This window comes from Paenibacillus sp. cl130, assembly GCF_900116035.1.
GTDB lineage: Bacteria > Bacillota > Bacilli > Paenibacillales > Paenibacillaceae > Paenibacillus > Paenibacillus polymyxa_B.
Window position 1 is genome coordinate 137,446 of sequence record NZ_FOYG01000008.1, and the last position, 26,993, is coordinate 164,438.

Genomic DNA, 26,993 nt, shown 5'->3' on the forward strand with positions numbered 1-26,993 from the left:
GACTTTTTCAGTGGCCTCGGGATATCCGGGGTTGTCTTTTTTTCATCCTTAATCTTTTTCTGAATGAGCAGCTCCACTTGCTTCTTCCAGAGAATGAATGAGAAGTCTATGATCGATCGGTGACGACATGACAAGCAGGCTCGTGTAGGTTCCATACTTATCGCACTGGTTGCTAAACTCTTCGAGGGTGCGCGTCGAGCTGGTCACTACTTTTAATAAATAACTGTGTTCTCCGCTTATACGATGGCACTCGGCAACATGTGGAGATGTATGAACAAAATCAAGAAATGCATGGCAATCTCTAGTCCGAAACAATATATAGGCTGCCGTATCCTTTCCTATTTTTTCAGGAGAGATGATAGTGCGATACCCCTTGATAATCCCTTTTTCTTCCATTCTTTTAACTCGTTCTGTTACAGCAGGTTGGGATAAACCCACGCATTTCCCTAGCTCTGTCATTGAAATTCTCGCCTGACTTTGAAGATAAAAGAGGATTTGTTTGTCTACATGATCCACTTTGAATTCCCTCCTTTAAATTTAACGTTTTTATGAGAAATTCATTAAATTACTTTGTATAATCATCATAATGGATTGATTGCGTTATGTAAAATGAATGATTTAGATTATATAATAAAACTCATATCGATAAGGTGAACCAAACATGAAAAGATAGAGAGGATGGCTGCCCTTGAGCAAATACGTTTTTAATAAGGTAGGAACAGTAGCAGATTTAGAAGTACATATTGAAGAGGCTATTGATCGTACAATTGTCGAAAAAAGGCTGGTTGGTGCTGGTATACGAGTTACGCTTAATGAGGCGCAATATTATAGTTGCGCTGCCGGATGTCCAGACCGTGAACAAAAGTCTGGGGGGACCTCTCAGTGAGCCTCTCCCTCTCCCGCAAAAATATAATTGCATTGGCTGCTATATGTTTGTCCGCATTGATGTTCGGCCTCGAAATTTCCAGTGTGCCAGTGATACTGCCAACTCTGGAGAAAGTATTGCATGGCGATCTTAAGGATATGCAATGGATTATGAACGCTTATACCATTGCATGTGCCACAGTTCTGATGGCTGTTGGAACGCTGGCTGACCGGTATGGAAGGAGGCGTATTTTTATTATCAGCCTCGTCTTGTTCGGTATTACATCCTTGATTTGTGGCTTGGCGCAAAGCACATCGGTTCTGATCATCAGTCGGTTTCTTCAAGGGGTGGGTGCTGGTGCGATGCAGATTTGCCAGATAGCAATTCTTTCACATCGGTTTCAGGAAGGACAAGAACGCAGCAAAGCCTTTGGCATATGGGGGATCGTGTTCGGTATCGGCCTCGGTTTTGGACCTATCATCGGCGGCATAATCGTGGCCGTGTTGAACTGGCATTGGGTTTTCCTGGTCCACGTTCCGTTGACCATCCTCACTTTGATTCTTGTTTTTGGTGGCATAGAGGAGTCCAGAGATCCGCAGGTGAAAAAGCTGGACATTATCGGCATCGTCACGCTTTCATTGACAGTTTTTGGCCTTGCATACTTTATCACGCAAGGGCCGGAACTCGGCTTTACCAGCAGAGCATCCATCAGCATCCTTGTTGCAGTAGCAATAAGTTTCATTATTTTTCTATTTGCGGAAAAGCTCAGCGCCCATCCGATGTTTGACTTTTCCGTATTCAAGATACGTAATTTCTCCGGCGCTCTCCTTGGCTCCATCGGCATGAACTTCAGTTTCTGGCCGTTCATGATCTATCTGCCGATCTATTTCCAGAGTGGCCTGGGTTACGGCATCGTAGCCGCCGGGCTGTCTCTCTTGGCTTATGCGCTGCCCACCTTGGTAATTCCACCTCTGGCAGAGCGTTTTTCGCTCCGCTACCAGCCGCGCATAGTCATTCCATCAGGTCTGTTCATCCTCGGTATGGGCTTCATTTTGATGAAATATGGCAGCGGCAGCGATCACGCCAGTTGGTTGACCATGCTCCCTGGCTCCTTGTTGGCTGGTATTGGGCTTGGCTTAACGAACACGCCTGTGACCAACACGACCACCGGCTCTGTTCCAAGTGCCCGTGCAGGCATGGCTTCCGGTATAGATATGAGTGCTAGATTGATCAGTCTAGCCATCAATATCGCTGTGATGGGATTCATCTTGCAGGCAGGTATTTTGTCTTATTTGAAGAGTGCCCTTTCCGGGACTCTCAGTGCAGTGCAATTGCGGTCTGTAGCCGAAAAAGTAGCCGCCGGAAATACTGTATCTCTCAGGCAGAGTTTGCCAGAACTCTCCTCTCTGGATGCGTCTGGAGCCGTCGTCCATGCGGCGCTTATGCACGGCTTTGGCTTGATAATGCTCTACGGCGGTATTGGTGTCTGGGTTCTAGCCGCGATCAGTTTTATGATTTTTGGACCTAAGAGAGCATAAAGACAATCCCGGGGATATCGAGGTACTGAAAAAGTCCCCCATTGTTGAGAGTAAGAGAATATCCAAAGAAAAACGAGCCTCTAGAATCGCTTCTAAGGCTCGTTTCGCGTTCAGGGAGACATATTTGTACCCCTAAAATCTTTGTATTTTCGGAAATCAACAGTTTTTCAGTGGCCTCGATCAATTCAGAGGTCATCTTTTTATGCTTAGAAAGGTACTTTATATGAATATCTACAGTTCCCACTCTTCCCGTAAAAGCCCCATTCGGATCGAGTCATAATACTCTCCATTATAATATCTGCACTTTCGAAGCCTGGCTTCGAGGGTCATGCCCAGCTTCTCCCCCACCTTCATCATCCGATGGTTTCCTGACCAGGTTGTAAAACCTACTCTTACTAAAGGCAATGTATTAAACAAATGCGTGATCCACAGTCGAAGCGCCCTCGTACCATACCCGCCGCTCCAATACCCCGAATCATAGATAGCTATTCCCATTTCAAGCCATTGCGAAGGCTGATGCTCCCAATAATAGCTCACTGATCCAATGACCTTGCCTTCCACTTCAATGATCCAAAAGTCATCTTGTCCGATTCGTTTTTCCTTTTCTTTTAAATAATCATCAAAAGAAAGTGGCTTATGTTCATAGTAGGGTGCATCCCACTGCTTCCATTCCGGTGATTCTTCCTTAAAAGTTAACGTCCAAAGAACCGGCAGGTCTCCTTCTGTAACAGGCCTAATCGTTAAATCCTTATCCGTATACATTTAGTGCACTCCTTTTATAATAAAATTTGTTCTATCTATATTGGGCTATATCGGGCTTTATTGTATCTGCTTTTGCATTATTTCAAATTTCTATATTTGTCCGTCTTTGGAGCCAGTGCAAATTCAAGTTGACAAACAATCAGAAATAATATATCTTAATATCAAGATAATAAATATAAAGAAAAGTTTTTCGACTGTTTATTTTGTTTAGAAAAACCTAATCATATAAAAACCAAGGAGGATAATGACATGAAACTATTAGGATTGCATCACGTTTCGGCGATTACAGCGGCAGCGGCTAAAAATGTTGATTTTTATACTCAGGTAATGGGACTTCGGTTGATCAAGAAAACGGTGAACCAAGATGATGTTAGTGTGTATCACCTTTTTTACGGAGATGAGCGTGGAACTGCGGGTACAGAAGTCACTTTCTTTGAAATTCCACATGCGGGACAAACTCGTACAGGAAATAACAGCATTTCAGCACTCTCCTTACGGGTACCGAACGACAAGGCACTGGATTACTGGAAAAACCGCTTCGAGCAGCTGGATGTAAAGCATGGTGAAATTACGGATCAAGCAGGACGCTTGGCGCTTTCGTTTGAGGATTTTGAAGGACAACGCTTTTTCCTCGTTTCAGATGAACATGATCACGGAGTGCGCGGCGGCACGCCTTGGGAGAAAAGCCCTGTCCCTGCCGAGTACGGCATTGTAGGACTTGGGCCGGTTCATCTGACCATTCCTAAAGCGGAGAATACCATTCTCATTCTTGAACAGGTTATGGGCTTCCGCAAAAAAGGCTCTTACCCTTCCCCCGTTGCTGGACAACCAGATGTGGTCATCTATGAAACGGGTGAAGGCGGTACGGGAACTGAAGTTCATCTGGAAGAGCGCAACGATCTGCCACAAGAACGACCAGGACGTGGCAGTGTGCATCACGTAGCCTTCCGTGTTGAAACTGAGGAAGAGCTCAAACAGTGGGTAGACCGTATTGGGCAGCTGCAAATTTCCAACTCAGGCTTTGTAGATCGCTTTTACTTCCGTTCATTGTATTTCCGTGAGCCGAACGGCATTCTGTTTGAATTGGCAACCGATGGGCCCGGCTTTGATACGGATGAAGAACTGGAGTTTCTGGGTGAATCGCTGGCGTTACCACCATTTTTGGAATCACGCCGTGCCTCTATTGAAGCCAATCTCAAACCGCTTAACACCAAACAATAATTGAAGTTTAAAGATACGATCAGGTATGGTCAATTCGCCCCATAAATATTTTTATCTCATGTTATTTATCTCATGAATTGTGACCGTTTATTGTGCATAGAACGACCAGAATGACAGAGCAGATCGAACACATTCTACCATCTCCCGGATCTCCTGGACTATCTGGCCTCAAATTTCAAAATGAGCCGATAAATGAAACAAAGAAAGCTTCAGACCGATGAAGGCCTGAAGCTTTCTTTGTTTATCGCGCTTTACTTAACATCAAGCACCATACACTTTAGCTGTAACGAAGTTTACTGCTTGGCTAGCAGGGTCACCAGCCCAAAATGCATCAAAATAAACCCCTCTGCCATTATCCGCATAAACAATGCTTGCACCTTTAACTAAAAATATCCCTACAACAATACCTCCAATCCAGCCTGGTAGACCCAAAGACGAAAGAATACCGGTAAGAGTTGATCCGGATATTGCACCAATTCCCCCAGCGTAAAGGGCTTTTGATTTGATATCATTTATTAATTGATGAGAAAAATAGATACGGTATCCCCACCAAAGTAATTCATAATCCCAATAAGAGGAAGTATTAATCGAGGCTGTAGAGAATTTATTAGTAGGTACTACTTTTAAACTGTTATTATCCGTTGTAGTAACTGTTACATCACCTGAGATATTTTTCGCTTGATTATTTGCTGAATCTAAAGCTTTATTAACGAGTCCAAGTTCATCTTCAGTTAAATTTTTTGAAGCCTCTTCACTTAAAGTGAATGTTTGTGACTGTAGTTTTATGTAGGGATTTGCTTTGTTAATCAATTCTTGGCTGAGTTCAGAGGTTGATTCTCTCTGTACTGCATTTGGCGTTGTTGCTGCCATTGCTGCTGTACTGCCGATAACAAGCATTAACATAACTGATGCCATCAAAGTCGATACAAATTTCTTCATTTTACCACTTTCCTCCTAATAATACGATATAATTGTAATAAAAATATATAGAGTACCATATATAAGCTATTTTGGGTACATATTTTTAGAAGGAGTTGTCAATTTTGAAAAACTTTTCAAAAATCTTATTCATTGGATTTTTCACTGGAATCTTGACTATATTTATACTTACTGGAAAAGTAGAACTAAATGGTTTACTAGTTTGCTTTTTAAGCGCAGGAATAGTAGCAGTAGGATATCTGGCTATATTTTTAATAAAGAAAAGGCGTAAATGATTTAACACGGGATTGGAGACCTCGAGTGTTCCAGCTCGCTTGGACTGATTTATATAATTACATCACCTAATACAGTGCTATCACATTACCTAGATGGCATATGTATAAAATCCAGCTTTTTTTGCATATGTCTAGCCTTCCGTGGAACAATGCAAAAAAGCAGAGATTTGGCCATCCAGCTGATCTCTGCTTTTCTCCCGATTCCTTTGATTTTCGCCTATGCCCATTTCCGAAAAAACTCCTTATTCTGGCTTACCCTTCGGTGGAACATGGCCGTTCACTTCATCCAAAAGCTTCAGCACGTTGCCCCAATTTCTCGGCAACCGGTTTTTTACCTGTTCTGCCGGCATTTCTTCGTCGCCAAAATGACTCCCCACGGATAAACTTTCCCTTCTGCATCAATTCATGGTTAATTTAGAATAACCCAAAAAATCGTTTGTGCTTGCCGTGCAGCTCCAGCCGCGAAACAGCCCCGCAATTTCCGTGAGTTGCTGATCTGCACGTTCTTGAGCTTGGCGCACTTCCTCCAGCACACCATTTACCTGGTCACCAACCCCGGAATACGCCCACTGCTCCACAACAGCATTTATGGCGCTCTGATACTCAATGCCACGATTCAGGAAGTCCAGCAGCGCACAAAAGGCTACTTTGTCGTGATTTACAAAGGCTCGATGCTCTTTTTCATCCTTAGCAAACGCATAGCCAGCTTCTTCAAGAGTTCTCGCATACTTATTGACCATTTACACAAAGAGGCATTCCGCTATCTGTAAGCTTTTCAGCTTTGACAGGTAAGCGAAATGCCCTTTTTAATTATGCTTACAGCTTTTTATCATCCACACTGTTCAGCCATGCTTCGATTTCTCCGATTACAGAGGCGATACAGCCATCTTGGAAGGGCGAGATTAGTCCAGCCAACTCAACCAATCCGGTAAAAGAGCGACTTCCCCCGGCACGGCATAGCTTCAAATAATCTTCCCACGCAGCTGTCCGGTCGATACTCATGCGTTTCCAGAATTGGAACGCGCACAGTTGCGCGAGTGTATAGTCAATATAGTAGAACGGGGATTGAAAAATATGACCCTGTTTGTGCCAAAACCCGCCCTGCTCCAGATACTCGTTGCCTTCATAATCCAGATGCGGTTTATACTTACGTTCAATGGAGCGCCATGCGCTTTTACGTTCGGCTGGGGTCCAGTCTGGATGTTCGTATACGGCATGCTGGAATTCGTCCACGGCTACGCCGTAAGGCACGAACAGAAACGATGAAGATAGATGTTCAAAGTGATATTTGTCCGTATCTTCCTCGAAGAACAGATTCATCCATGGCCATGCGAAAAACTCCATGCTCATAGAGTGGATCTCAGCCGCCTCCATGGTTGGCCAATGGTACTCAGGAATTTCAAAATGTCGGCTTTCATAGACCTGGAAGGCATGACCTGCTTCATGCGTCAATACGTCAATATCCCCGGATGTACCATTGAAATTGGAGAAAATAAACGGCGTGCCATATTCGCTCAAAAATGTACAATAGCCTCCGCTTTGCTTGCCTTTTTTGCTGATCAAATCCATCAATCCACGTTCAATCATAAAGCTGAAAAATTCATGTGTTTCCGCTGAAAGTTCCTCATACATACGTGCTCCATTGCGAATGATCCACTCCGGGTCACCTTTAGGCGTAGGATTGCCTGACAGGAAGTTGAAGCCCTCGTCATAATAGCGAAGCTGATCTACTCCGATCCGTTCGCGCTGGCGTTCCTTCAGCTTGGTTGCCAGAGGAACGATGTGCTTCAGCACCTGCTCGCGGAAATTGGCTACCATTTTGGCATTGTAATCTGTACGTCCCAAGCGAGCATAGCCCAATTCTACGAAGTTGTCATAGCCCAGCTTGTGTGCCATGCGCGTGCGCACCTTCACCAGTTCATCATAAATCCGGTCCAGCTCGTCCTCATGCTCACTCATAAATTGATATTTAGCCTCGGAGGCTTGTTTGCGCGTCTCCCGGTTGGTAGCCATTTCAAAAGGCAGGAGCTGCGACAATGTGCGTTCTTCTCCCTCGAACGGGATCTTCGCTGAAGCAATCAATTGAGCATATTCCGAGGTCAGCTTATTTTCCTGCTGTAAATCCTCAATAATATCCGGATGGAACGACTTGAGTGCTACTTCGGCAATACTGAAAAGCTGGCTGCCCCATTGACTCTCCAACTCGGTTCGGAATGGAGAATCCACCAATGCACGGTAGTAATCGGTTACATACTCCTGAATAACCGGCATGAAATCATCAGCGTACTCTTGCTCCGCTTTGTAAAAGGCGTCCTCCGTATTAATGGAGTGCCGAACTTCCACCAATTGCAATTGCGTTTCCACGTTACTGCGCAGCTTGTTAATCGCATGAATCACTTCATTTTGACGTTCTACGCTGTCCGCTTCACGAAACTGCTGCAACAGCGTTTTAAACCGCTGTTCAATTTCAGGTTGCTCTGGTCGGCTGTAAGCCATTTGGCTGAATAATGTCATTGCTTCGGTTCCTCCTTAAATATAATAAATCTGATGCCTATTATACAGTACGCTTAGACCAAACTGGAAGCTATAATTCCAATAAAATACAACCTCAAGAGCCGCAATACCATGTATTGCGGCTCTTGAGCCTCATCTAACTCTATATATCAAAAAAGTCATGGTCTAAAACAATCTAATATATATTCAGCCTGATGGAGATTTATAAGTCTTTCTAAGATCGCAGACCTTTATGCTTTATTGATTTTGCAAACGATGTGCCGCATGCAAAGTCGGACCGACGAATTCATTCAGCTTGAAGCTACCTTCAATGGCCTGTGTAATGAATCTCTTGGCCTGATCCACTGCTTCACGTACAGTCAGCCCTTGAGCCAAACCAGCCGTTACCGCTGCCGAAGTGGTGCAGCCTGCACCGTGGGTAAAGTTTGTTTTTACAACATCGGCTTCAAACCAGTCAAAAGTGATTCCGTCATATAGCAGATCCATCGCTTTACCTGCGCGAATTTTGCCACGGTCCTTGATCAGTACATGCTTAGCTCCACGCTCATGGATAATCGCAGCTGCTTCCTGCATCTGCTCCAGTGTCGTGATCGGTCCATTCTTCGCCAGTTGCGAAGCCTCGAACAAGTTCGGTGTTACCAGGTCAGCGCCAGGAATCAACAATTCCAGCATCGCCTCTGTATTTTCCGGCTGGAGCACTTCATCCGTGCCTTTGCAGACCATGACCGGGTCAATTACGATCCGCTTCAGATCATGCTTTTTCAAATGACTGGCTACCAGCTCGATAATTTCAACGGAACCAAGCATACCTGTTTTCATCGCATCAAAACCGATACCTTCCAATACAGTACGCAGCTGCGCTTCTACCACATCCAACGCAACAGGATATACAAGATGATCCCAGGTTTTAGGACCCATCGCTACTACGGTTGTCAATACGGTCATGCCATATACGCCAAGCTCCTGAAAGGTTTTCAGGTCTGCCTGAATACCCGCTCCACCGCTTGTGTCGGAGCCGGCTATCGTTAATGTTTTGGGAATCGTCATTTGTACATGCTCTCCTTCACTTTCTGTGCTGCATTTATCCTAATCCCGCTCGCGAAACTTGTCAACGCGCAAAACGGTCCTCTCTATGCTAAAAGTCACAGGCGACGACAGTAGCTAAAAAACGAGAACATCCCCTTTTGAAACAGGAACATCCTCGCAATAACGTGTTATATGAAGAATTCGAATGAAATTTAGAATTATAAATACCCACCGGTACTATGATCATAGGCATGATTCTTTTCATTTGCACGTACGCCTAAGCACAGACTCTGATACAACTGCTGCTGTTCCAGTGTAGCAAAATTCCGATGCTGCTCAAATAAAGCCATACAACCAATGATATGTTCTGTATAGCTATTATCGACAGACAGTTGCAAGCAATGCAGTGTTTGTCCCACTCCCTCGGGGTAATCGCCTTTTCGGAAATAGTATTCCGCATACACCTTACAAAAGGATGCAAAGCGAAATGCGTTAAAGTGCTTGCGATAATGAGTGTCCCATCGTTCCGGTGCAAGCTGCCAAAAGCTTTTGAGTTGCTGACTAAACAGTCCCAGTTCGGCATCCACGAAATAACCAAACCGGTTCGCTGATTCGAGCAAGGTGTTCAAGCCCTCCAGTGTCTCATCCGGATGCTCACGCAGGTAAGTAATATAATCATAGATTGCAGAAGTGTTGCCCATTTTAATTTCAATACAAAGTCGGTTGCCCTGTGCATATACACGATGTAGGTTGACCACTTTCCAGCCTTCCTCGTCTAAACCCTCAAACCAGCTCAAATCTGCATAACCTTCAATCCATTGCTTGGATTCCTCATATCTACCCTGAAACTCATAGCAACTGGCCTTGAGCAGATGCCCCTGAGCATAGTAATAAACGAGCGGCTTAAGCAGCTCCAGGTGCTCATCTCCAAAACGGTTCCGATTGCGATACAATGCCTGCGCCAGCTCTCTCAGCTCGTCCGCATACATTTCCATCTCGGACCATTGCATTTTTAAAGCAAACACTTGAGATAGCATATGTAAGCCTTCCAGTGCGTAAATTTCCGGTAGACGACTACGGTACAAATGGAATTGTACAGCAGCCTTCAAGTTCCGTTGGTTATCCTTAATCTGAATCTGGAATATACGGAAATAGCTGATCGCCAATCGTTCAGAGTGGGTATACTTTTCACTCTCGATGACACAATCATACAGAAGCATGGAAGCTTCATGTCTGCCATCCTCAAACATCGCTTCTGCGGTCTCAAAAATAGCAGGAACGTTCGATAAATCGTCCATCAAATAGCCAAGTACACTGCGTATACACTCCAGCTTGTTCAACTCTGAGCAACGCAGGAGAAACGGACGCAACCTTCTCCAGTGTGGTAAGGAATGAATAAAACATTCATCAACATACATCTCGAACAAAGATCCTTCTTCCAATCCCATGGCCTCGGTAATCAAATCCAGCTGATTGACTGAGATCGGCCGTGGTGGGTTCCGGTTAAGTATACCGCTAAGTGTACCCGGATTTACCTTGGAAGCATCTGCAAAACATTGCATTGAAATGCCTTCACTTTGAATATACTTTTCTATTTCTGCGCGGATCGTGGTGTTTTTTTCCAAAGGGACACCCCCTCAAACGAATGATGGTGACTTTTTCATTACCTTTTAAACCAAAATTTGTTTAATCAAAGTATATGTCTATTTATACGAGAGGTCAATAACTTTAAATACGACTCAGGACATATAAAATCACGAATTTTGTACGATTTTAAAACTGTTTTATGAAAAAAGACCGTCCTCTGCGGGACAGTCTTTTTCTATTATTTTGATGCTGTGGACTTATAGGACAAAAACAAGTTAGCAGTTTTACCGTGAACGTCCGAAATCGAGGGCAAACTTAGCGTATCCCTCTACCGTTAACCCTTCATAAAGCAACTCCGAATAGGCATTAGCGGCATCCGTTGCTTGCGGTGAGGTCAGGAAGGTCACATGCGGACGCCCTGACCATGGGGCGAGGGACCAATGGCCGTCAGCTTTTGGCGTCAACGTCTTCATATGCCGCACGTATTCGGTCAGCACATGACGGTTCTCATCCGGTGAAGCAAGTATGATTCGCTCTCCACCCGGATTGACCAGCGCAGAGGAAAACGCGCGATAGTTATTCGTAACAACCAGATAATTTCGCTGCATATCCATCGGTTCGTCATCAAAAGACATCTGAATGATTCTGTGTGCATCTGGGTCCTTTAGGCCCCCGTCAGCATCATATCTGGCTGGCTGTGTTACATCAATCTGATACCTGATGCCGTCGATGATATCGAAATTAAAGCTTGGAAAATCAGAATTAATCAGCTCTTGCTCTTGTTCTGCTGAAGGATCAATTTGCCGGAATTGTCCAGCAGACCACTCCAGCCATTCCCGGATTTCCGTTCCGCTCAGCCGAACGACATGCAACGTATTCGGAAAATTGTACAGATCGGCGATATGCTTGATCGCCAACGTCCCCGCCGGAATATGGGTATAGTACGATGGGCCATATCTGCCACCTGTTTTAAAAGGAGCTGCTGCCGACAGAACGGGCAATCCTTCGTGCTCGCTCCCTTGCATCTGCTGCTTCACATACCACATTTGCGCATCATTCACCAGCTGAACCGAAGCATCATCCATCACCTGAGCAAAAAAGCTGTTCACCGCCACCGTCGTCTGACCTACAGGTGCACGAATATACTCCAGTGTTCCGGCGTGCTCTTCTGCTACCGCCAGCTGAATGGCAGTATCCGGTTGTACCAGCGCCTCCTTGCGTATCGGATCATACACCGGGCGTACCTCGGCAGCAGATGCAGCCACTTGCCACTTCTCTCCACTAAAGGTCAGCTCCAGATCAATGATACCCAGATGATCCCCCCAAAAGCCCGGCTCCACTGCTGGGATATCGTGGATGGTACCTCGCTCTACATCAACACCTGTTTTCCCCATAAACGAAGGTCCGGGAAATACTTTATGTGCATGACCAAACACAATGGCATCGATCCCTTCCACCCTGCTCAGATGCAGCACCCCATTTTCCATATCAAGCGTTTCGGGAATATCCTCAAAGCCTGCATGGGGCATAGCAATGATGAGATCGGCTCCCGCCGCCTTCATTTGTGGAATAAACCGTCTTGCCGTTTCCAGCATATCTTTGACGATGATTTTCCCCTCCAGCCACGCCTTGTCCCATTGCATAATTTGCGGAGGGACAAAGCCGATGACTCCCACCTTCAACAGATGCTTACCACCTGCTTCATCCTCTACCGTCTTATCCAGCAATAGATAAGGTGTAAAGTAATTTCGTTCTTGTTCTCCCGCTATATAAATGTTGGCATTCACATAAGGAAATTGCGCTCCTCGAAGGCAAGTCTGCAAGTATTCCAGTCCATAGTTAAATTCATGATTCCCGATATTGCCTGCCTCATACCCAAGCAGATTCATAGCTTTATAGGCGGGATGCACCGTGCTTGGGTCCTGTTGGATTCGCTGTACAGCATAATCTCCCATCGGATTCCCCTGAATCACATCTCCGTTATCCAGCAGCAGGTGATTGGGTACCTCCGCCCGGGCTATTTGAATCAAGCTGGCTGTTTGCGCCAGACCGTAATGCAGCGTCTCCTGATCCGTATAATAATCGTAATTCCACAAGCTGACATGCAAATCGGTTGTAACCATAATGCGGAATTTCACTCTCACAAGGCTTACATTGTCCTGGTCTGCCTTTTCGTTAATATCCAAAATATCCAATCTTGTTCTCTCCCTCAGCTTCGGTCATAGAGCTTGAACAAGTCTAACAGAGCACTGTTAAGAGAATGTTAAAACAAGCATTTTGCATAAATCCAGAAAATGGTTTTAAGCATACGATAAATTTTACATCATTTTTACCAAAGTCAGGAGTGGTTTTTACCCTAGCTACGGGACTAGCTGTTAAGATTTGGTTTGTCACAGCATTTACAGGTTTTTTATTATCGTTATCACTATGTTTAGGGGGAAATTATTTTGTTCAAAAAAGCACTGACCTTGTGCATGACTTTCACACTGGCAGCGGGTCTAGCCGCTTGTGGCTCCAATGCAAGCAATAACAACAGCGCGTCCACTCCGGGTACAGATGGCTCTAAAAACGAAAGCACAGCCTATGTTCCTAAGGAGTTAAAGGTACAGTTCGTTCCTTCTCAAAATGCAGATACGCTCGAAGCCAAAGCCAAACCGCTCGAAAATCTACTGGGTGACAAGCTTGGGATCCCGGTGAAAGTAACTGTATCTCCTGACTACAATACGATTGTGGAAGCCATGTCTTCCAAACAGGTAGATGTAGGATTCCTTCCGCCGAATGCTTATGTACTGGCCCACGATAACCGTAAAGCAGCCGACTTGCTGTTGCAAGCTCAACGCTACGGAATTGAAGATGCTACAGGCAAGGACACGACTGAAAAAGTAAACTTTTATAAAGCAATGATCGTGGTGAAAAAGGATTCTCCGATTCAAAGTCTAGCTGATCTGAAAGGCAAGAAGGTTGGCTGGCAAAATGTAACCTCCTCCGCAGGCTACGTGTACCCTGCAGCAGAGCTAAAAAAAGCTGGCGTGGACCCCGACACGGATGTGCAGGGTGTGACAATCAAAGGCCACGATGCTGCTATTCTGGCGTTGCTGAACGGTCAAGTTGATGCGGTAGCTGTTTTCCAGGATGCACGTAACACGGTGAAGAAGGAAATTCCGGATGTATTTGAAAAAACTCGCGTCATTCATTACACAGCTAAAATTCCAAATGATACCGTCAGCGTACGTTCTGATATGGATCAAGCGTGGAGAGACAAGATCAGCCAAGCCTTTATTGACATCGCCAAAGATCCTGCAGGCGGCGAAATCATTAAAGAGATTTACACCCATGTAGGTTATGAAAAGGGCGACGATAAAAACTTCGACTCCGTGCGTGAATACGCCAAAGCCGTTGGTCAAGCGGTTAAGTAATCGGAACAAACAAGGTACTGTAATGAAGTAACAGCTACGAAACAGGCTTTACGAATGACAGGGCAACACCGTCCATGTATTCATGGCGGTGTTGTTTTCATTCCACCCCATCGGGGGAGAAAGTTGGGAGCATATGATCGAATTTCGTAACGTATCGAAAACATACCCGAACGGCACCAAAGGGTTAAACAATATTAATTTGACGATTCAGGAGGGAGAAATGGTCGTCATTGTCGGCTTATCCGGTGCAGGTAAGTCTACCCTGCTGCGTTCCATTAACCGACTGCATGACATTACGTCCGGCGACATTGTCGTGGGTGGCAGGTCCGTCACGTCTGCTGGAAGCAGCGAGCTGCGGCGCATTCGCCGTGATATCGGCATGATCTTTCAAAGTTTCAATCTGGTTAAGCGTTCGACGGTGCTCCGCAATGTACTTTCCGGCCGCGTCGGCTATCATTCAACGCTGCGAACCATTCTCGGCCTCTTTCCGAAGGAAGATATCGAACTGGCACTAACAGCGCTGGAGCGCGTGAACATCCGCGAAAAAGCCTACAGCCGGGCAGATGAGCTGTCCGGTGGCCAACAGCAGCGCGTATCCATCGCCCGTGCTCTGGCGCAGGAGGCTAAAATCATTCTGGCGGACGAGCCTGTCGCATCGCTGGATCCGCTGACCACCCGCCAGGTCATGGATGACCTTCAGCGGATCAACCGTGAAATGCAGATTACGACCATCGTCAATCTGCATTTCATTGATCTGGCGCGCGAATATGCAACGCGGATCATCGGATTGCGCGCCGGGGAAGTGGTCTTTGACGGCACACCGGAGGAGGCTACGGATGAGGCCTTTGCGGAGATCTACGGCCGGGCCATCAAGCATGATGAGCTGCTGGGAGTGGGATCATGAAGCCCGACTCTACTGCCCAGCCGCTCTCTTCGACGCAACCGTCACCGCATGCTGGACCGCCTCAGCCAAGTAAGCCGCCCGCAGGGCCACCGTTGCCAGGACGTTACAAACGTTATGCCACCTGGATGATTTTTATCGTGGTGCTGGTAGCCTGCTCCATTCATACGGATGCCACACCTTACCAGTTGATCGTCGGCTTGCCGGAGATGGGCAAATTGTTGGGGGAAATGTTTCCACCCGACTGGAGCTATCTGCCTACCATCTGGAAACCGATGCTGGAAACGATCCAGATCGCCATTGTTGGCACGACACTGGGAGCCATATTGGCGATCCCTGTCGCGTTACTGTGTGCCTATAATGTGATGCCGCGCAAACTGATTTCGCTGCCGATGCGCACGATCCTGAATCTAGTACGGACGATTCCCGATTTGCTGTTTGCCTCGATCTTTGTGGCGGTGTTCGGCATCGGGCCGTTTGCGGGGATGCTCGCCCTGCTCTTCTTCTCCTTTGGCATCATAGCCAAGCTGACCTTTGAGGCGATTGAAGCCATTGATCCCGGGCCGCTGGAAGCCATGACCGCTGTTGGCGCGAGCCGCATTCAGGTCATCGCCTTTGGTGTGGTTCCGCAGGCTCTTCCTTATTTTGTGTCGTACTTGCTGTATACCTTTGAGGTTAATGTACGCGCGGCTTCCGTTCTGGGCCTGGTCGGCGCTGGAGGTATCGGTCTGCTGCTTGACCGTTCTCTGGGGCTGTTCCGATATGATCGGGCAAGCATCATTATTCTACTGACCCTCGTCATCGTCCTTGCGATTGATTACGGCAGTAACCTGCTACGGAGGAAATTATTATGAATGATCCTACGCTTCGCAGACCTATTGGCTCCCGCCTGCGCCTATGGGCGATAGCTATTCTGCTAATCATCATTTATATTTGGGCTTTTCGCGGGATGCAGTTTGAAGGATTACAGGGAACGGCCAAAAGTGTCTCTGTCGCTATATTGGACGGCTTCCTTCATCCCGACTGGTCGTTCGTCTACATCCCTGAGGGAGAGGATTTACTGCGCGGGTTGCTGGATACGCTGGTCATTTCAGTGCTCGGAACCTTCGTATCCGCATTTGTCTGCCTTCCGTTCGCCTTTTGGGCGTCCAGCAATATGACCCGTCTGCGTCCCTTATCGGGTAGCGGGAAATTTGTGCTTAGTGTCATCCGGGTATTTCCCGAAATGATCGTCGCCATCTTGTTTATCAAAGCCGTTGGACCCGGCTCGTTTGCGGGTGTGCTTGCCCTCGGCATTCACTCCATCGGCATGCTGGCGAAGCTTTTCTCGGAAACGATCGAAAGTGTCGATCACGGGCCCCAGGAAGCTTTGATCGCGTGCGGTGCCAATCGTTGGCAGGTGATCTTCTTCGCCGTGCTACCACAGGTGATTCCACAGTTTCTTTCGTATTCGCTTTACCGTTTTGAAATTAATATCCGTTCTGCTACCACGCTCGGTCTGGTCGGTGCAGGTGGTATCGGTACTCCGCTACTATTTGCACTCCAAATGCGCAACTGGAACCGTGTAGGCGTTATTTTGCTAGGCATTGTGGTTCTGATCATTTTGACGGATCTGATTTCCGGCTGGCTGCGCAAACGGATCGTATAATTAGAACTCTAAACGCCCAAAAAGCCTCTCCTGTGTAAAAAGGGACATGTCATGCTCCCATTCACTCGGAAGAGGCTTTTGTCGTTCAACGTCTCCCTGCCAATTCATCTATGACCCGTCGGACTTCCTCAGCCGTATTGTAAAAATGAGGAGCCACACGGATAACATCCTTTCGTGCTGAAACGATCATATTTTGGCTTCTCAAATTCCTCTCCACAGCCGACACGTCGGCTACTTCAACAGCGAGCAGGCTTGGTAATGTGCCTCCCCTGTAAGGTACACGTATGTGTAGCCCTTTGCGCCGTCCATATTCAACGGAAAAATCCAACAACTCACTCATATAGGCCTGAATATTCGTGACTCCAATCTCTAGCAGCAGCTTTAAAGCCGCATTGGCGGCAAAAATGCTAATAAAAGAAGGCAATCCCGTCTCAAAGCGTCGGGCTCCCGCCGCCGGAAACGGGTGAGCAATATCAAACCGGGAAGCAGGCTCCTGCCCAAGCCAGCCTGTAAGACGGGGCTTGAAGCGGTCTATTCGGTCCTTGCTTACATAAAGAAAAGCCACGCCCGGAATTCCCAGCATATATTTGCGGGCTCCCGCGACCAAAATATCTACGCCCATTGCCTTAACGTCCACTGGAACGATCCCTGCAGACTGATAAGCATCCACAAACAGCAACGCCTGATTTCGGTGAGCTATATCTGCAATGGATTTTAAATCCTGCTGAAATCCGTTGGTATAGTTCACTTGTGACACCATAACGAGCGCAGTTTTCTCCGTAACATGCTCCTCATACTGCTCTATCGTCACTTCTCCCTCGACGGAGGGGATACAGCAGATGTGATCATGGAACATCTCCTGTGCCTGCCAGATGTGTCCCACCGTCGGAAAGTCGGTGTCCGCATACACAATGCCTTCTTTTCCCGGTACATAAGGAAGGGCTGTAGCCACCCCAGCAATCGCCTCAGAGGCTGAGGACAGGACCGCAATTTCGTCAGACTCCGCCCCGATGAGCTTGGCAAAATGCCCTCTGGCCTCCTCCAAACGTGCCATAGATAGATCGCCGTTATGACCGTGTTGCAGCAAACTTCGATGATATTCCTCAATGGCAGCGGAAACCGGCCTCGATACGGCCCCCTGGGAACAGCTTCCTACATGGATATGTGAGGACAGCACTGGAAACAGCTGACGGTAGGACTGAAACGGATGTTTCATTTTTCCCTTCGCTCCTCCTGGGCACACCAACGTGCCTTGATATGATCATTTTATTATCCATATAAGCCACCTTAGAACAAGGGCCTCTCTTCCCATCTTCTCGCCGTTAACAGACGATAGACGCAAAGAGAGGCCCTGAGGGATCATATACAAAATCATAAATTAATGCACGCGTTTGCGTCCAAACCAGCTTTTAAGTACCAAGGTTGCCAGAGCAAGTAACAACAACAACGAGGCCACCGCAAAAGATGCCGAGAACTGATATTCGTTATACAAAATTTCTACATGCAGCGGCAGTGTATTCGTCTCTCCACGGATATGTCCAGAAACGACGGACACTGCACCGAACTCACCCATGGCTCGCGCATTACACAAAATGATGCCATACAACAAACCCCACTTGATGTTCGGCAGCGTCACTTTCCAGAAAATGCGCCAACCGCGCGCGCCCAGCATGACAGCCGCTTCTTCCTCCTGCTGTCCCTGATCTTCCATCATTGGAATGAGTTCTCGCGCCACAAATGGAAAGGTGATGAACAGCGTCGCTAAAATAATACCAGGCAAAGCAAATATAATTTTAATATCATGCTCGTCCAACCACGGTCCAAGCCAGCCCTGTGCGCCGAACACTAATACATACATCAGCCCTCCGACGACAGGAGAGATGGCAAAGGGTAAATCAATTAAGGTGACCAGCAAGCCTTTGCCGCGAAATTGAAATTTCGTGATCAGCCAAGCGGCAGCTACACCAAATACCGTATTCAGCGGTACCGTTATCGCTGCCACCAGCAGCGTCAACCGCAATGCGGACATGGCATCCGGGTCCCGTAACGCTTCGACGTATACGCCCCATCCTTGCTTGAGTGCTTCGGTAAGCACGACGATTAGCGGCAATACCAGCACCCAGAGCAAAGCTAAAAAAGCAGCACCAATCAGCGTCCACTTCACCCAAGCGGCCTCGGTCGTGACCCTGTTGGGCGGTGCAGATGAAGGCACTGGTGCAGAAGCAAGCTCCTGCCCAGTTATCGCTTGTGACATAATCTATCCCTCCTTAGAACGTGGATATCATGCGCAGCCCTGCATGTTAACATTAGATAGTCACATTAGACAGTTGCGTTTAGGCAGTACGCCGTCGTGACCAGCGCTGAATGCTGTTAATCACGAGTAACAGCAAGAATGAAATTACCAACAGCATCAACGCTACTGCCGTAGCTCCTGCATAGTCATTTTGCTCCAGCTTGGACATTATGAGCAGTGGAGCAATTTCCGTCTTCATCGGCATATTGCCAGAGATGAAGACGACAGAACCATACTCGCCAATGCCACGGGCAAAGGCGAGCGCAAAACCCGTCAGCAGCGGTGGCACCAGCTCTGGTACAATAACGCTGCAGAAGATACGCCATCTGCCAGCTCCCAGCGTAGCAGCGACCTCCTCCTCATCCTTGTCCAGCTCCTCCAGCACCGGCTGCACTGTCCGTACAACGAACGGAATGCCAATAAACATCAATGCTAGCGTAATCCCCGTCTGTGAGTACGCCATCCTCCATCCAAGCGGTTCAAACAATGAACCGATCCAGCCGTTCTGTGCATACAGAGCAGTCAAAGCAACCCCTGCTACCGCAGTAGGCAAAGCAAAGGGCAGATCAATCACCGCATCAAAAAGTCGTTTTCCCGGAAACTCATAACGCACCAGCACCCAAGCTATCAATAAACCGAGAAACAGGTCGATCAGCGCCGCAGCCGCAGCACACAAAAAGCTTACCTTGTAGGAAGCCAGCACCCTAACATCAGTCGCCACGTCCCAAAATTTCTCCCACGTCAGTCCAGTTGAATTCAGAAGCAGTGCCGATAAAGGCACCAGCACCACCAGACTGAGATACAGCACACTATAACCCATTGTTAACCCGAACCCGGGAAGTACGCGTTTTCGAGTGGCTTGCACTTGATTCATGTTCTGTCCATCCCTCTCTGAATCCATTGACTATGACACTCGCGGCTACCGACCCAATCCCTACACAGTCCACCTATTTTATGAACTGCCGGGTACATAAATCTGGTCAAAAATGCCCTTGTCGCTGAAATGCTTCTGCTGCGTCTCCTTCCATGTCCCGAATACATCCTTCAAGGTCACGAGCTCCAATTTAGGAAATTGATCCTTGAACTTTGCCGTCACGCTCTCCAGTGTTGGGCGATAATAATTTTCGGCAGCAATGGTCTGCCCTTCTTCACTGTACAAATATTTCAGGTATGCGTCCGCCACCTCGCGTGTACCTTTTTTATCTACCACCTTATCAACTACCGCTACCGGTGGTTCCGCCAAAATACTGATCGACGGATACACGATATCGAATTTGTCCGCACCCAGCTCCTTCACCGAGAGCAGTGCTTCATTTTCCCAAGCGATCAGTACATCGCCAATTCCACGCTCTACGAAAGTCGTTGTCGCTCCACGTGCTCCGCTATCCAGTACCGGCACATGCTTATACAGCTCCTGTACAAACTGCTGGGCCTTGGCTTCATCGTTATTGTTCTTCTTGAGCGCATAGGCCCAGGCTGCAAGATAGTTCCAACGTGCTCCACCCGAAGTTTTAGGATTCGGTGTAATAACTTGCACATCGCCACGGATTAAATCGTCCCAGTCCTTAATCCCTTTCGGGTTCCCTTTGCGTACCAGTAACACGATGGTTGAAGTGTACGGGGCGCTGTTATGCTCATATTTACTTTGCCACCCCTCTTTAACGAGTCCTTTTTCCTGTAGCGCATCAATATCATAACCCAGGGCCAGAGTTACCACGTCCGCGTCCAGTCCGTCCTGCACAGAACGACTTTGCTTGCCAGATCCTCCGTGAGATTGCTTGATCGTAACCTTCTGCCCTTTCTCCTTCTCCCAATGGGCGGCAAATGCTTTATTATATGCCTCATACAGCTCACGGGTCGGATCATAAGAAACATTGAGTAACTCCACGTCCTTGGAACCGGCAGCAGAGCTACCATCCGCCTGCGTCCCTCCCTTGCTTGCCCCGCAAGCGCTTAGCATAATCGTTAAAACCAAAGATAGTCCGAGAATAAGTCCATTTTTCCATTGCCTCTTCATCAAGACACCCCGAATTCTATGTAATTTGTATTCATTTACGCCTGTTATTGACAGACATAATCAAAAAAAGAGCGGAGAATTCCCTGATGCAGCCCTGATAGGTCAAACCTGTCACGTGGACAGTGTCTGCCTGCTGTTCCTAGAGGTTCTCCGCCAAAATGGCGAGATCATACATTAATTCTTTAATTCCTACCTGTTTAATGAGTTATATGGATATAATACGAGAGTTTAGGAGTGATGTCAAACCTTTTTTTGGTATGTATCATCTGGACTTTTCTTTCTTTAAGGGGGGGCAGTCAGAAACATTATATATGTTTCCGACCGTTTAGAGGTCATTTACACACGAAGTACGACTTAGTTGGCAACCGTTTCAAGATTAATCGAAAAGACTCCAAAAAGCTTCGGATTGTCCGTAGCTCTTCTCAACCACAGTTCACCCGATCCCACCATGACTCCCTGATAATTAACAAACAAATCATCTGTCTTTTGATTCACCAGCGCCTCGCGAATTGCGTCCGTAAAAATCTGATCATACTTGGCCATAAAATCTTTCTTATTCGGAATCGTTAGCGACTTTTCACTATCATTAACACGCAGAGGGTACAAAATATAATTGGCCACTTTTTCCTTGTCATTGTCGGCAACTGCCTTCTGCAGCGCTTTGAACGTGTTCAAAAACGCTTTAGGATCTTGAATACCTGCTACCTCAAATGGATTTTGCGATGGATTGGAGGCTGCCGGAGAAGAAGATGTATCCGATGAAGCAGATGGAGCTGAAGGAGTTGATTTTTGTGCATCAGTACCGCTGTTTTCTGCACTCTTGCTCTCTTTCGCTGCTTTGTCACTTTGGGCTGAACCGCTACGACTACCACCGGCTCCGTTCTCGATCACACTTGTACTGCTTCCAGTATCAATGGTTTCAGCATTCTTATCCTGACCACAGCCAGTAAGTGCTACAAAGGTAAGTGTAAGTAAAATGGCTGTGAGTGACAGCCTCCGTGACATCTTTTGATTACCGAATTCATGGTTTTTGGGCACAACGGGTCATCCTTTCTGCTTTCTGCTCTGACCTATTCTGTTCATTAAGTCTTCAACCGTTCTATTGTAACATAAGTAGACTAATGACCGCATGTCGTGCCCTTTCTGGAAGGAGCTTACAGTGTAATATATGCGAAGGTTTTAACGTTTCCTTGCGATCCATCGTCCGTACTTACTTTCAAAATCATCTCTTTCAAGGAGTCATTTGCAGCTTCATCCTGTCCCTCTGGCTTTACAAACACCAGATCGTGGCGTTCTCCCGGCTGCAACGTTCGGCTGGAAAACCCGCTCGTTGGCCCTTGCAAGTCTAATCCATTCGCACTATTGAGCTTGTATTGTACGGGTTGCTTACCTGTATTCTTGATACTGATGTACAGCTTGCGTTCCTCTCCACCATTTGATTTCCTCCTCTTCTTATCTTTCCTTCAGTCGTCACCGTGATTGCACAGATGGAACGGCTTATCTTCTATAAGGAAGCGATTCAGCCAGGTCATTTTATATATAAAATCGGGTGCCGATTCGATGAATCCATTCACAATGTCCAAGGAGCGTAGATTTTTCAGGTTTTGTAATTCAGGAGGCAACGTACGGATTCCGCTATACTGAATATCCAGATACTCCAGTTGTTGCAGCTCTCCGATTTCAGGAGGCAAATGCCGAAATGCCAGCTCCGCCTTGGGAATCACTTTGAAATCTGGGGCCGGACGATCATAGCATCCACAGCTGATCCTCAGGTTTTTGAGATGGGTCAGCTTGGCAATGTCAGCGGGTAGCTCTTCCAAATCCGCTACTTGTATCGTCAGTGACTCCAACGATTCCAATTCGAACAAAGCGTGCGGTAGTGTTCGTATATCCTGCTCGAAAATAGTCAGATGCTTCAGGGAATACAATTCTCTAATCCGTTCCGGTATCTCCCTCAAGCCAAACCGCATAAGCTCTACTCGATCCGGTTGATGCCGAATAGCATCGTCCAGAAAAACATCTATATCCTGATGATATTCAGGTTTGTGAATAAACACACCAGGTATAAGCTTCTCCAATTCATCCGCTTCTTCTGTAGCCATGTTTAGTCCACCTATTCGTTCGTGAGCTATGTTAATGATCCAATCCCTTCCCTCCGCATTCTGGAAGCACAAATCCTCAGGTAATTGGGGATGTACCCAGGAAAACAAACTAGACGCCGCCTGCTTTAATAATCCCCCTGCCTCGGGCGCACACTGGTATCGGTAAAATGTTCCTTGTGTGTAGGCAATGGAATGGATGCCCCTAATTTCCTCATAAGAGTGTGTGGACAGCATAAAAGGATTCAATTGCTGTAACAATTCCTTGAACAGGACATCCTGGTCGATCACCCCATTCTCATCCTCTGTCGCCCATTTATGTATGCCCAGCATAAACGTGTCTGCCCGTTCCATAGCATAATCAATCAGTCTTTCATAGGCTGCTCCCCGGACATCGCTGTATAATCTGAACATGTCTCTCCCCCTCTGTGCAACCCTCGGCCTTACAATAAAAAAAGCCGAACTCATATCTATTATGAGTCCGGCTGTCATATTTTTCAAACTTGATCAAAGACACTCAACACGACTTTATAAATATGGCTTATCGCTTACTCTGTCACTGTTCCGTAGATTAGCACTGGCGCTTCCGCGTGATCCGCAATACGGATGTTCGCGTAGATTTTCTCCAGCACTTGGGCTACATCTTCACGGTTCGCATGAATAGTAACCAGTGAATCGCCTTTTTGAACAGCATCCCCGACCTTTTTGTTCAGCATCAAGCCGACAGCCAGATCAATCTCGGATTCTTTGGTCGCACGTCCTGCTCCAAGCAACATCGCTGCGGTACCGATTTCGTCAGCCACGATTTCAGCTACCACACCGTCCTGCTTCGCAGGCACCTCAATAAGATACTGTGCTTGCGGCAAGCGTTCAGGATGATCCACTACAGAAGCGTCACCGCCCTGATTCGCAATAAACTCTTTGAATTTCTCCAGTGCTTTGCCATTGCGAATGACTTCTTTGAGCTTCTCTTTGGCGTTTTCGAGAGATTCTGCTTTCCCTGCCAAAAACACCATCTGACTGCCCAAAGCCATACACAGCTCTTCCAGATCTTTTGGTCCTTCGCCACGCAGCGTATCAATCGCTTCTTTCACTTCCAGCGAGTTACCGATGGCCAGACCCAGCGGTTGACTCATATCGGAAATGACTGCCATCGTTTTGCGACCCACATTGTTACCGATGCTCACCATAGCATGTGCCAGTGCTTTGGCATCATCTACGGTTTTCATAAATGCGCCTGCACCTGTTTTTACATCAAGCACGATGGCATCGGAGCCGGCAGCGATTTTCTTACTCATAATCGAGCTGGCAATCAGCGGAATCGAGTTGACCGTCGCTGTAACGTCACGCAAGGCATACAGCTTTTTGTCCGCAGGTGTCAGGTTACCGCTTTGCCCGATGACCGCAATTTTGCTGCGATTCACCAAATCCACAAATTCGTCCTTGCTGATTTCGACGTGGAAGCCTGCAATAGCTTCCAGCTTGTCGATCGTTCCTCCAGTATGTCCGAGGCCGCGGCCTGACATTTTGGCTACCGGAATGTCCAAGGCTGCTACGAGCGGAGCCAGTACCAGCGTTGTCGTATCACCCACACCGCCAGTGGAATGCTTATCGACCTTTACACCTTCAATCGCGGACAGATCAATGGTATCACCCGAATGAACCATCGCCATCGTCAGATCAGCGCGTTCGCGTTCAGTCATATCTTTGAAGAAAATGGACATCGCCAATGCACTGACTTGATAATCAGGAATTTCACCCTGAGTGTAGCCTTGGATAATAAAATTAATTTCCTCCGTACTCAGTTCTTTTCCGTCACGTTTTTTCTCAATCAAGTCTACCATTCTCATATGTCATTTCTCCTCACTGTGCGTATGATCGTTTACAGAGATACTGCTGTATCCAGTGCAACTTCCATCATTTCTTTAAAAGTTGTTTGCCGTTCTTCTGCGGTCGTTTCTTCCCCCGTCAGCAAATGATCGCTTACCGTCAGAATCGTCAGTGCGTTTACACCAAACTTGGCTGCCAACGTGTATAAAGCCGAAGTTTCCATTTCTACACCCAGCACGCCGTATTCCATCAGCTTTTGTACCACTGATTTGTCATCACGGTAGAAGCTGTCTGAGCTGAATACATTGCCGACATGCATGTTCAGGCCTTTGGCAACACCGCGATCATAAGCGCCCTTCAATAGATTGAAGCTGGCAATCGGCGAGTAATCGTAGCCGCCAAAGATATGGCGGTTCATGCCGGAATCCGTACAGGATGCCTGTGCCAAAATGACGTCACGAACGTGCACATGCTCCTTCATTCCGCCGCATGTACCCACGCGGAACAGGTTTTTCACACCATATTCGCTAATCAGTTCGTTGACATAAATACTGATGGAAGGCAGCCCCATCCCAGTTCCCTGTACAGATAGGCGTTTGCCTTGGTACGTCCCCGTGAATCCGAGCATTCCGCGTACCTCGTTGTAGCAGGTCACGTCCTCCAGATACGTTTCAGCAATAAACTTAGCCCGTAACGGGTCTCCTGGCAGCAAAATCGTTTCTGCAATTTCTCCGGGTTTGGCTCCAATGTGTACACTCATGTTTTTTTATTCCTCCGTCCCATTTGTCCATGCTTGTATTGTTATTTATATCGTTACTAGTAATCTTGCTTGTACTCTTGCTGGTCCTTGATTACTGAAGCTCTGCCAAAAAGCTCGTTCCATGTTCAGGCAGTTTCACACCAAAGTTATCCGCCACGGTCGCTCCAATATCAGCAAAGGTTTTACGAACTGCAAGCTCCTTGCCCCCAGCTGTAAAACGCGGGGAATATGCCAGCAAAGGTACATATTCGCGGGTGTGATCCGTTCCCCGATACGTCGGGTCATTCCCATGGTCCGCAGTGATGATTAGCAGATCGTCATCGGTCATTTTGGCAAAAACCTCTGGCAGACGCGCATCGTAATCGTCCAAGGCTTGACCATATCCCTGCGGATCACGACGGTGACCGTATACAGCGTCAAAGTCCACCAAATTCAGAAAACTTAATCCGGTGAAATCCTCATCGAGCGTAGCCACCAGCTTATCCATGCCGTCCATATTGGACACCGTACGCACCGCCTTCGTCACACCCTCACCGTCATAAATGTCGGAGATTTTACCCAAGGCGATCACATCTAGACCTGCATCCTTCAGCTCGTTCATGGTGGTGCGACCAAACGGTTTGAGCGCATAATCATGTCGGTTGGAGGTACGAGAGAAGTTCCCTGCCTCGCCTACGAACGGACGTGCAATAATGCGACCCAGCATGTACGGATCTTCCAGCGTGATTTTACGGCAGAACTCGCAAATCTCATAGAGCTCTTTCAAAGGTACAACTTCCTCATGCGCCGCAATTTGCAGCACAGAGTCCGCCGAGGTATAGATGATGAGCGCTCCAGTTTTCACGTGTTCTTCGCCCAGCTCATCCATGATTTCCGTTCCGCTGGCCGGCTTATTGCCAATAACTTTGCGGCCTGTGTGCTCCTCAATGCGCTGAATCAGCTCATCCGGGAACCCATCAGGAAATACACGGAAAGGAACAGCAATATTCAAGCCCATGATTTCCCAATGACCCGTCATCGTATCCTTGCCATTGGACGCTTCCTGCATCTTAGTGTAATACGCAAGCGGCTTGTCGGCCGCTTCCACACCTTCTATGGAACGAATATTGGATAGACCGAGCTTACCCATATTCGGCATCTTTAGACCACCGCGTTCGCGGGCAATATGACCGAGTGTATCTACATCGTAATCATCAAACTGGGCAGCATCCGGCGCTTCGCCGATACCAACCGAGTCCATAACCACCAAGTGAATTCGTTTGAATTTAGACATCATAAAAATCCTTTCCTAACTCGCTGTTT

Annotated in this window: 26 protein-coding genes; 7 read left to right on the plus strand and 19 right to left on the minus strand. The window is 47.2% G+C overall.

Annotated features, from left to right (window positions below; genetic code table 11):
- Nucleotides 1-48: 48 nt before the first annotated feature.
- The gene (locus tag BM358_RS20790; protein ID WP_023990362.1) at nucleotides 49-516 is read right to left on the minus strand and encodes an Lrp/AsnC family transcriptional regulator; all 468 of its coding nucleotides are present in this window, start codon (nucleotides 514-516) and stop codon (nucleotides 49-51) included.
- A 172-nt stretch (nucleotides 517-688) separates the two neighbouring features.
- Between BM358_RS20790 and BM358_RS20795 the strand changes: the two genes are divergently transcribed.
- Together BM358_RS20795 and BM358_RS20800 are read left to right on the plus strand one after the other, a co-directional pair.
- Nucleotides 689-886 carry a hypothetical protein gene (locus BM358_RS20795; RefSeq protein ID WP_023990363.1) on the plus strand — a complete coding sequence of 66 codons (198 nt, stop codon included), beginning with the start codon at nucleotides 689-691 and terminating at the stop codon, nucleotides 884-886.
- Nucleotides 883-2,403 carry an MFS transporter gene (locus BM358_RS20800; RefSeq protein ID WP_028541798.1) on the plus strand — a complete coding sequence of 507 codons (1,521 nt, stop codon included), beginning with the start codon at nucleotides 883-885 and terminating at the stop codon, nucleotides 2,401-2,403. Before BM358_RS20795 ends, BM358_RS20800 begins: the two co-directional genes overlap by 4 nt.
- A gap of 231 nt (nucleotides 2,404-2,634) precedes the next feature.
- Here the strand turns inward: BM358_RS20800 and BM358_RS20810 are convergent, their stop codons facing one another.
- Complete coding sequence (locus BM358_RS20810; RefSeq protein WP_028541796.1) at nucleotides 2,635-3,165, minus strand: GNAT family N-acetyltransferase; 531 nt, start codon at nucleotides 3,163-3,165, stop codon at nucleotides 2,635-2,637.
- 249 nt (nucleotides 3,166-3,414) lie between these two features.
- Here BM358_RS20810 and BM358_RS20815 point away from each other — a divergent pair, with 249 nt between their 5' ends.
- Nucleotides 3,415-4,386, plus strand: a complete 972-nt coding sequence (locus tag BM358_RS20815) for a ring-cleaving dioxygenase (RefSeq protein ID WP_028541795.1) — start codon at nucleotides 3,415-3,417, stop codon at nucleotides 4,384-4,386.
- Nucleotides 4,387-4,647: 261 nt separating this feature from the next.
- On the opposite strand, the gene BM358_RS20820 is transcribed toward BM358_RS20815, so the two are convergent.
- From BM358_RS20820 to BM358_RS20845, 7 genes are all read right to left on the minus strand, one after another.
- Nucleotides 4,648-5,325 carry a hypothetical protein gene (locus tag BM358_RS20820; RefSeq protein ID WP_028541794.1) on the minus strand — a complete coding sequence of 226 codons (678 nt, stop codon included), beginning with the start codon at nucleotides 5,323-5,325 and terminating at the stop codon, nucleotides 4,648-4,650.
- Nucleotides 5,326-5,842: 517 nt separating this feature from the next.
- A complete protein-coding gene (locus BM358_RS26985) occupies nucleotides 5,843-5,977 on the minus strand; it encodes a hypothetical protein (RefSeq protein ID WP_256026502.1) in 135 nt (44 codons plus the stop codon).
- Nucleotides 5,978-5,998: 21 nt separating this feature from the next.
- On the minus strand, nucleotides 5,999-6,340 hold the full coding sequence (locus BM358_RS20825) for a hypothetical protein (protein ID WP_028541793.1): 342 nt from the start codon (nucleotides 6,338-6,340) through the stop codon (nucleotides 5,999-6,001).
- Nucleotides 6,341-6,416: 76 nt separating this feature from the next.
- Complete coding sequence (locus tag BM358_RS20830) at nucleotides 6,417-8,114, minus strand: M3 family oligoendopeptidase (protein WP_028541792.1); 1,698 nt, start codon at nucleotides 8,112-8,114, stop codon at nucleotides 6,417-6,419.
- A 237-nt stretch (nucleotides 8,115-8,351) separates the two neighbouring features.
- Nucleotides 8,352-9,161, minus strand: a complete 810-nt coding sequence (thiD, locus tag BM358_RS20835; RefSeq protein ID WP_013312022.1) for a bifunctional hydroxymethylpyrimidine kinase/phosphomethylpyrimidine kinase — start codon at nucleotides 9,159-9,161, stop codon at nucleotides 8,352-8,354.
- A 197-nt stretch (nucleotides 9,162-9,358) separates the two neighbouring features.
- The gene (locus BM358_RS20840) at nucleotides 9,359-10,765 is read right to left on the minus strand and encodes a hypothetical protein (protein WP_023990369.1); all 1,407 of its coding nucleotides are present in this window, start codon (nucleotides 10,763-10,765) and stop codon (nucleotides 9,359-9,361) included.
- Nucleotides 10,766-11,011: 246 nt separating this feature from the next.
- Entirely contained in the window at nucleotides 11,012-12,922 is a 1,911-nt protein-coding gene (locus tag BM358_RS20845) for a bifunctional 2',3'-cyclic-nucleotide 2'-phosphodiesterase/3'-nucleotidase (protein ID WP_028541791.1), read from the minus strand.
- A gap of 252 nt (nucleotides 12,923-13,174) precedes the next feature.
- Here BM358_RS20845 and BM358_RS20850 point away from each other — a divergent pair, with 252 nt between their 5' ends.
- The 4 genes from BM358_RS20850 to phnE (BM358_RS20865) all read left to right on the plus strand — a co-directional run bounded on the left by BM358_RS20850 (nucleotide 13,175) and on the right by phnE (BM358_RS20865) (nucleotide 16,692).
- Entirely contained in the window at nucleotides 13,175-14,143 is a 969-nt protein-coding gene (locus BM358_RS20850; protein WP_023990371.1) for a phosphate/phosphite/phosphonate ABC transporter substrate-binding protein, read from the plus strand.
- Between the two features lie 133 nt (nucleotides 14,144-14,276).
- Entirely contained in the window at nucleotides 14,277-15,047 is a 771-nt protein-coding gene (gene phnC / locus BM358_RS20855; RefSeq protein WP_023990372.1) for a phosphonate ABC transporter ATP-binding protein, read from the plus strand.
- Nucleotides 15,044-15,898 carry a phosphonate ABC transporter, permease protein PhnE gene (gene phnE, locus BM358_RS20860; RefSeq protein WP_028541790.1) on the plus strand — a complete coding sequence of 285 codons (855 nt, stop codon included), beginning with the start codon at nucleotides 15,044-15,046 and terminating at the stop codon, nucleotides 15,896-15,898. Before phnC ends, phnE (BM358_RS20860) begins: the two co-directional genes overlap by 4 nt.
- Complete coding sequence (phnE, locus tag BM358_RS20865) at nucleotides 15,895-16,692, plus strand: phosphonate ABC transporter, permease protein PhnE (RefSeq protein WP_013312028.1); 798 nt, start codon at nucleotides 15,895-15,897, stop codon at nucleotides 16,690-16,692. Before phnE (BM358_RS20860) ends, phnE (BM358_RS20865) begins: the two co-directional genes overlap by 4 nt.
- Nucleotides 16,693-16,777: 85 nt before the next feature.
- On the opposite strand, the gene BM358_RS20870 is transcribed toward phnE (BM358_RS20865), so the two are convergent.
- The 10 genes from BM358_RS20870 to deoB all read right to left on the minus strand — a co-directional run bounded on the left by BM358_RS20870 (nucleotide 16,778) and on the right by deoB (nucleotide 26,967).
- Nucleotides 16,778-17,908, minus strand: coding sequence for an aminotransferase class V-fold PLP-dependent enzyme (locus tag BM358_RS20870; protein ID WP_028541789.1), 1,131 nt, complete (start codon nucleotides 17,906-17,908; stop codon nucleotides 16,778-16,780).
- 162 nt (nucleotides 17,909-18,070) lie between these two features.
- Nucleotides 18,071-18,946: a sulfate ABC transporter permease subunit CysW gene (gene cysW, locus BM358_RS20875; RefSeq protein WP_013312030.1), complete on the minus strand. Its 876-nt coding sequence runs from the start codon at nucleotides 18,944-18,946 to the stop codon at nucleotides 18,071-18,073.
- A gap of 79 nt (nucleotides 18,947-19,025) precedes the next feature.
- Nucleotides 19,026-19,859, minus strand: coding sequence for a sulfate ABC transporter permease subunit CysT (cysT, locus tag BM358_RS20880; RefSeq protein WP_028541788.1), 834 nt, complete (start codon nucleotides 19,857-19,859; stop codon nucleotides 19,026-19,028).
- Between the two features lie 78 nt (nucleotides 19,860-19,937).
- The gene (locus tag BM358_RS20885) at nucleotides 19,938-21,002 is read right to left on the minus strand and encodes a sulfate ABC transporter substrate-binding protein (RefSeq protein WP_028541787.1); all 1,065 of its coding nucleotides are present in this window, start codon (nucleotides 21,000-21,002) and stop codon (nucleotides 19,938-19,940) included.
- Nucleotides 21,003-21,356: 354 nt separating this feature from the next.
- Entirely contained in the window at nucleotides 21,357-22,040 is a 684-nt protein-coding gene (locus BM358_RS20890; protein ID WP_023990377.1) for a hypothetical protein, read from the minus strand.
- 116 nt (nucleotides 22,041-22,156) lie between these two features.
- Complete coding sequence (locus BM358_RS20895; protein ID WP_231517203.1) at nucleotides 22,157-22,345, minus strand: hypothetical protein; 189 nt, start codon at nucleotides 22,343-22,345, stop codon at nucleotides 22,157-22,159.
- A gap of 120 nt (nucleotides 22,346-22,465) precedes the next feature.
- Nucleotides 22,466-23,515 carry a leucine-rich repeat domain-containing protein gene (locus BM358_RS20900; protein WP_028541786.1) on the minus strand — a complete coding sequence of 350 codons (1,050 nt, stop codon included), beginning with the start codon at nucleotides 23,513-23,515 and terminating at the stop codon, nucleotides 22,466-22,468.
- 134 nt (nucleotides 23,516-23,649) lie between these two features.
- A complete protein-coding gene (locus BM358_RS20905; protein WP_028541785.1) occupies nucleotides 23,650-24,951 on the minus strand; it encodes a pyrimidine-nucleoside phosphorylase in 1,302 nt (433 codons plus the stop codon).
- 32 nt (nucleotides 24,952-24,983) lie between these two features.
- A complete protein-coding gene (gene deoD / locus BM358_RS20910; protein ID WP_023990381.1) occupies nucleotides 24,984-25,691 on the minus strand; it encodes a purine-nucleoside phosphorylase in 708 nt (235 codons plus the stop codon).
- A gap of 91 nt (nucleotides 25,692-25,782) precedes the next feature.
- Nucleotides 25,783-26,967, minus strand: coding sequence for a phosphopentomutase (deoB, locus tag BM358_RS20915; RefSeq protein WP_177235832.1), 1,185 nt, complete (start codon nucleotides 26,965-26,967; stop codon nucleotides 25,783-25,785).
- Nucleotides 26,968-26,993: the final 26 nt, after the last annotated feature.

What these genes read in the sequence shown, in the direction of transcription:
- BM358_RS20885 (WP_028541787.1), bottom strand. Translation starts at nt 21,002, where the DNA reads ATGAAGAGGCAATGGAAAAATGGACTTATTCTCGGACTATCTTTGGTT.
- BM358_RS20905 (WP_028541785.1), bottom strand. Translation starts at nt 24,951, where the DNA reads ATGAGAATGGTAGACTTGATTGAGAAAAAACGTGACGGAAAAGAACTG.
- phnE (WP_028541790.1), top strand. Translation starts at nt 15,044, where the DNA reads ATGAAGCCCGACTCTACTGCCCAGCCGCTCTCTTCGACGCAACCGTCA.
- BM358_RS20825 (WP_028541793.1), bottom strand. Translation starts at nt 6,340, where the DNA reads ATGGTCAATAAGTATGCGAGAACTCTTGAAGAAGCTGGCTATGCGTTT.
- BM358_RS20810 (WP_028541796.1), bottom strand. Translation starts at nt 3,165, where the DNA reads ATGTATACGGATAAGGATTTAACGATTAGGCCTGTTACAGAAGGAGAC.
- cysT (WP_028541788.1), bottom strand. Translation starts at nt 19,859, where the DNA reads ATGAATCAAGTGCAAGCCACTCGAAAACGCGTACTTCCCGGGTTCGGG.
- cysW (WP_013312030.1), bottom strand. Translation starts at nt 18,946, where the DNA reads ATGTCACAAGCGATAACTGGGCAGGAGCTTGCTTCTGCACCAGTGCCT.
- BM358_RS20830 (WP_028541792.1), bottom strand. Translation starts at nt 8,114, where the DNA reads ATGACATTATTCAGCCAAATGGCTTACAGCCGACCAGAGCAACCTGAA.
- BM358_RS20870 (WP_028541789.1), bottom strand. Translation starts at nt 17,908, where the DNA reads ATGAAACATCCGTTTCAGTCCTACCGTCAGCTGTTTCCAGTGCTGTCC.
- BM358_RS20820 (WP_028541794.1), bottom strand. Translation starts at nt 5,325, where the DNA reads ATGAAGAAATTTGTATCGACTTTGATGGCATCAGTTATGTTAATGCTT.
- phnC (WP_023990372.1), top strand. Translation starts at nt 14,277, where the DNA reads ATGATCGAATTTCGTAACGTATCGAAAACATACCCGAACGGCACCAAA.
- BM358_RS20815 (WP_028541795.1), top strand. Translation starts at nt 3,415, where the DNA reads ATGAAACTATTAGGATTGCATCACGTTTCGGCGATTACAGCGGCAGCG.
- BM358_RS20900 (WP_028541786.1), bottom strand. Translation starts at nt 23,515, where the DNA reads ATGTTCAGATTATACAGCGATGTCCGGGGAGCAGCCTATGAAAGACTG.
- thiD (WP_013312022.1), bottom strand. Translation starts at nt 9,161, where the DNA reads ATGACGATTCCCAAAACATTAACGATAGCCGGCTCCGACACAAGCGGT.
- deoB (WP_177235832.1), bottom strand. Translation starts at nt 26,967, where the DNA reads ATGATGTCTAAATTCAAACGAATTCACTTGGTGGTTATGGACTCGGTT.
- phnE (WP_013312028.1), top strand. Translation starts at nt 15,895, where the DNA reads ATGAATGATCCTACGCTTCGCAGACCTATTGGCTCCCGCCTGCGCCTA.
- deoD (WP_023990381.1), bottom strand. Translation starts at nt 25,691, where the DNA reads ATGAGTGTACACATTGGAGCCAAACCCGGAGAAATTGCAGAAACGATT.